General features: G+C 63.4%; 7 protein-coding genes. All 7 read left to right on the top strand.

Translation table 11 applies throughout. From position 1 onward, the window contains the following. On the top strand, positions 1-1,473 hold a 1,473-nt coding region (locus BGIM_RS66630; protein ID WP_449355843.1), incomplete at its 5' end, for an MGH1-like glycoside hydrolase domain-containing protein. A gap of 117 nt (positions 1,474-1,590) precedes the next feature. Continuing rightward, the gene (locus tag BGIM_RS0131845; protein WP_020473714.1) at positions 1,591-1,950 is read left to right on the top strand and encodes a SpoIIAA family protein; all 360 of its coding nucleotides are present in this window, start codon (positions 1,591-1,593) and stop codon (positions 1,948-1,950) included. Between the two features lie 172 nt (positions 1,951-2,122). Then, positions 2,123-2,785, top strand: a complete 663-nt coding sequence (locus BGIM_RS0131840; protein ID WP_052640065.1) for a sigma-70 family RNA polymerase sigma factor — start codon at positions 2,123-2,125, stop codon at positions 2,783-2,785. After that, the gene (locus BGIM_RS53440; protein ID WP_020473712.1) at positions 2,779-3,039 is read left to right on the top strand and encodes an anti-sigma factor family protein; all 261 of its coding nucleotides are present in this window, start codon (positions 2,779-2,781) and stop codon (positions 3,037-3,039) included. Before BGIM_RS0131840 ends, BGIM_RS53440 begins: the two co-directional genes overlap by 7 nt. Beyond that, complete coding sequence (gene msrB, locus BGIM_RS0131830; protein WP_020473711.1) at positions 3,036-3,593, top strand: peptide-methionine (R)-S-oxide reductase MsrB; 558 nt, start codon at positions 3,036-3,038, stop codon at positions 3,591-3,593. The genes BGIM_RS53440 and msrB overlap by 4 nt, the downstream gene beginning before the upstream one ends. A 60-nt stretch (positions 3,594-3,653) precedes the next feature. Further along, positions 3,654-3,878 carry a hypothetical protein gene (locus BGIM_RS0131825; RefSeq protein WP_020473710.1) on the top strand — a complete coding sequence of 75 codons (225 nt, stop codon included), beginning with the start codon at positions 3,654-3,656 and terminating at the stop codon, positions 3,876-3,878. 67 nt (positions 3,879-3,945) lie between these two features. Beyond that, positions 3,946-4,638, top strand: coding sequence for a cytochrome b/b6 domain-containing protein (locus BGIM_RS0131820; RefSeq protein WP_020473709.1), 693 nt, complete (start codon positions 3,946-3,948; stop codon positions 4,636-4,638). Positions 4,639-4,770: the final 132 nt, after the last annotated feature.

Here is a 4,770-nt window from a genome sequence, read left to right as displayed (position 1 = left end):
GACCCGGCCCGCCCGCCGGCCCCGGCCGTCCGCAAAACGAGCCGGAACGCCGCGTGGCGGTGTCTGCACGCCCGCGACGTGATGTTGATGCCGGACAAGTGGGAGTATCCGTGGTTCGCCGCGTGGGACCTGGCGTTCCATTGCGTGGCCGTGGCCCGCGTCGATCCGGCCCTGGCCAAGGAACAACTCGTCCTGATGCTTCGGGAATGGTATGCCAGCCCGGCCGGCCAACTGCCAGCATACGAATGGAACTTCGGGGACGTGAACCCGCCCGTCCACGCCTGGGCGTGCTGGCGCGTGTACAAGATGACCGGACCGCGCGGCGGCCGGGACCGGGCGTTTCTGGAGCAGTGCTTTCACAAACTGCTCATCACGTTCACCTGGTGGGTGAACCGGAAGGACCCGGCCGGAAAGAACCTTTTTGCCGGCGGCTTCTTGGGCCTGGACAACATCGGACCGTTCGACCGCTCCCAGCCATTGCCGGACGGCACGCGGCTGGAACAGGCGGACGGAACGGCGTGGGTCGCGTTTTTCTGCCTGACCATGCTGGCAATCGCCTTGGAACTGTCGAAAGAGAATCCGGCTTACGAGGGGGTGGCCAGCAAGTTTTTTGAACACTTCGTGGCCATTGCGGACGCCATGAACACCCTTGGCGGGACTGGCTTGTGGAACGACGCGGACGGGTTCTATTACGACCGCTTGGAAACATCCGACGCCGGAACATGGACCGGCGTGCGCTCGATGGTCGGCCTGATTCCGCTGATCGCGGTGGAAGTCTTGGAAGACACGGACATCGCCCGCCTGCCGGGATTTGCCAAACGACTGCAATGGTTCCTCGACCACCGGGGCGACCTGGCCGGTCAGATCGCCCACCTGGATGACGGCGGCCGAGGCCGTCGGTTGCTCGCCATCCCGTCCCGCGAGCGGCTGGAGCGGGTGTTGCGTTACCTGCTGGACGAAGGCGAGTTCCTGTCCCCCCACGGTCTCCGGTCGGTGTCCCGGTTCCACAAAACCCGCCCGTATGCGATGACGTTTGGCGGACACGAGGTGCGGGTGGACTACGAACCGGCCGAGTCGCGTTCGGGCCTGTTCGGCGGCAACTCAAACTGGCGCGGCCCGGTGTGGTTCCCGGTCAACTACTTGTTGGCGGAAGCACTGGAACAATACCACCACTTCTACGGGGATGCCTTCACGGTGGAATGCCCGACTGGCTCCGGCAACCGGGTGACGCTCAAAGCCGCCGCCCGCGACCTCTCGGCCCGCCTGGTGAGCCTGTTCCTTCCCGGTCCCGCCGGTCCCGGCCCTTGGGCCGGCAACAACCCCCGGTTTGTCGACCCGCACTGGCGCGACTTGCTCCTGTTCCACGAATACTTCGACGGGGACACCGGCCGCGGCTTGGGGGCCAGCCACCAAACCGGATGGACGGCCCTGGTCGCCAAGCTGATCGAAGACCGGGCTGGACCCGGCCGTTAATCCGGCCGAACTTTCGGCCCGGCATTTGCACGACAGTCAACGCATTACCATATTGCCCATCACCCTCACGGTTCGGGCTATGATTTTTCAATGTTAGTCTTCAACACGAGGTTTGCCATGATTGAGCCACTCGGCGGAGGAACAGGGAAAGCCATCGGATTCAAACTGTCCGGCCGTCTGCACGACGACGATTATAAGCGGTTCGTGCCATTGGTCGACGCCGCAGTTGGGGAAGGGAAGGCGAGTCTGCTCGCCTACTTCCACGATTTCCACGGATGGGACGCCCATGCGCTGTGGGACGACGTGAAGTTTGCCACCACGCATTGCTCCAAGATCGAACGGATCGCCTTGGTCGGCGAGAAGGCGTGGGAAAAATGGATGGCTGTGGTGTGCAAGCCGTTCACAATGGCCACCGTCAAATACTTCGACGCCGCCGAACTGGACGCGGCCTGGCAGTGGGCTGAGACGAACTCCTGACAAGACACCCGCTGGTGGCCGCGCACATAACGGGCTGTGGGAATACCCGATGGGCGTGATGCCACAGGTCCGTCGGTCTGACAGCCGGGAAGAGACTTCAACTTCAAGTCCGCTTTCGCGAACAACAATTTATCATTTTCCTTGTCAGGTTTTCGCCGGAGCGACGACAGACATGGCAGAGCCACCCGAGCAGACGGCGAAGACGCCAGGGAGAGTCGTGACCCAAGCCGACCTGACCGCCGATTGTCGGACACCCGCCCCGGAAACGTGGGTCGAGGCGCACGGCGATTACCTGTACCGCTTCGCCCTCGGCAAGGTCCGAGCGCCGGACGTGGCCGAGGAGCTGGTACAGGAAACGCTGCTGGCGGCGTGGCGGGGTCGGGCGGGATTCGCCGGGAATTCGTCCGAGCGCAGTTGGCTGACGGCAATCCTCAAACGCAAAGTGATTGATTGGATCCGTCAGCGCGTGCGTGATCGGATGACCGCGATGCCTGACGCGGAACCCGACTCGGCCGCGGCTGATCCGTTCGACCAGCGGGGCCACTGGAAAAAGCCTCCTCGCGAGTGGGACCAGGACGACCCGGCCGCCGGGCTGACGCGGGACGAATTCTGGACGACGCTCCATGGCTGCCTTGGCAAACTCCCGCCGCGGTTGCACGAGGTGTTTGTCCTCCGGTATTTGGACGAGACAAGCGGCCCCGAAGCGTGTCAGGAACTCGGGGTGTCGCCGACCAACTTGTGGGCGATGCTGCACCGGGCCCGGTTGCGGATGTGTCAGTGCCTGACGGTGAACTGGTTTCAACAACAACCAGGCGAGGGGGAGAAACCATGTTGACGTGCCGCCGGGCGACTGAACGCCTCTCCCGTTCGCTCGACGTCCCACTGCCGGTCGTCGAGAAAATCGGGATGGAAGGACACATGCTACTGTGCGGACACTGCCGCCGGTTCCGGCGGCAGATCGTGATTCTGGATGCCATTTGCAAGGATGTCGGAGACCGGATCGCCGGGGAAGAAACGGCGCTGCCGGCCTCGGCTCGGCAGCGGATCGTGGCCGCCCTGGCCCAATCCGAGACGGGAAGCGAGCCGTGACCTGGCAACGACGAGCTGGCGGCTTGCTGCTCGCGGGTGTCGTGGTCCTCGCGGGGCTCGTCGTCCTGGCGCCGACCGACGAATGGTGGTTCCGGCCGCGCGTCAGCGTGCCGCTCCGCATCGGGACGCCGAAAGACGGCCGGCTGGAAAAGTCCGACACGGAATGGCGTGACGTCCTGAGCGACGAGGCATTCCGCGTCACCCGTCGAAAAGGGACCGAACGCTCCCACAGCGGCGCGTCATGGGATGAAAAGCGTCCCGGTGACTACGCCTGCGTCTGCTGCGGCCAGAGTCTGTTCGACTCAACGGCCAAGTTCGACTCTGGCACCGGGTGGCCGAGTTTTTGGAAGCCTGCGGACATCGAAGCCATCTCCTTGATGCGGGAGAACGGGCTGTTAGACGACCGGACCGAAGTGATTTGCAGCCGGTGCGACGCCCACCTCGGGCACGTCTTCGAGGACGGCCCGCCGCCGACCGGGCAACGCTACTGCATGAACTCGGCTGCCCTCCGCTTCACCCCCGCGCCTGAAACGGCGGGGACGCCGTCGCCATGACCGGGAATTGTTTCCCCGGCTGATTTGTTTGATCTGATGTTTCACCCCAGGAGTTTTCCCATGCAATGGCTTTCCCGGACCGCCTTCGTCGCGGCTGCCTTGGTCATCCCGTTCGCTGTCGGCTGCGATGGCAAGATGACCACTTCGACCTCCGCGCCCAAGATGGACAAAATGGAAAAGGGCAAAATGGACCCTATGGACAAGGGCAAAATGGACCCCGCGGACAAGATGGAAAAGGACAAGATGGAAAAAGACAAGATGGAAAAAGACAAGATGACTAAGTGACGTGATTCACGCCTCGGGGACTACCGGCAACGGCTCCCCGAGGCTCCATTTTTGGGAACATATCTCCATGCCCCGTCTTGCCGCCAAGCACCCGTTGCCGATCCGCATTTCACACTGGCTGAACGTGCCGGTGATGGCCGTGATGATTTGGAGCGGACTGCTCATCTATTGGGCCTACGACCCGTACATGATTGAAATCGGCGGGGTGGTCCTGTTCAAGTTCTTCCCGGACTGGTTTTACCGGACGATGGACTTGGAATCGGGCCTGGCGGAAGGAATGGCCTTCCATTTCACCTTCGCGTGGCTGCTCACGCTCAACGGGATGTTTTACGTCGGCTACCTTGTGTGGTCGGGGGAGTGGCGGATGCTCGTGCCGATGCGGAGATCATTCCGCGAAGCCTGGCACGTCGTGTTGCACGACTTGAAACTCCGCAAGGAGCCGCCGCCGCCAGCAAAGTTCAACGCGGCCCAGCGGTTCGCGTACACCGGCGTCATCCTGAAGGGGGCCGGCACGGTCATCACCGGGCTGGCGATCATGAAGCCGACGCAACTGGCGTGGCTGACCGCCCTGCTCGGCGGCTATCAAATGGCCCGGCTGTGGCACTTTGCGCTGATGATCGGGTTCTGCATGTTCATCGTGGTCCACCTCGCCCAAGTGGCGAAGGCGGGGTGGAACAATTTCCGGGCGATGATCGCCGGGTTTGAAATTGTCACTCCCCCCAAGGAAAAAGCCGATGCCGTCGGACCCCCCTCCCGTTGACGTATCCCCTGCGGACGCGCGCCGCCGCAGTCGCCGGGCCTTCGCCGTCTGGGTCGCCTCCGGGCTGGCCGGCTTTGCCGGGTGGAAGTGGCTGCGATCCCGCGAGACGGCCGATGGTTTGCCGTGGCCGCT

Source organism: Zavarzinella formosa DSM 19928, assembly GCF_000255705.1.
GTDB classification, from domain to species: Bacteria; Planctomycetota; Planctomycetia; order Gemmatales; family Gemmataceae; genus Zavarzinella; species Zavarzinella formosa.
The sequence above is the reverse complement of the archived record's forward strand: the minus strand, read 5'-3'. Positions and strand labels throughout refer to the sequence as shown.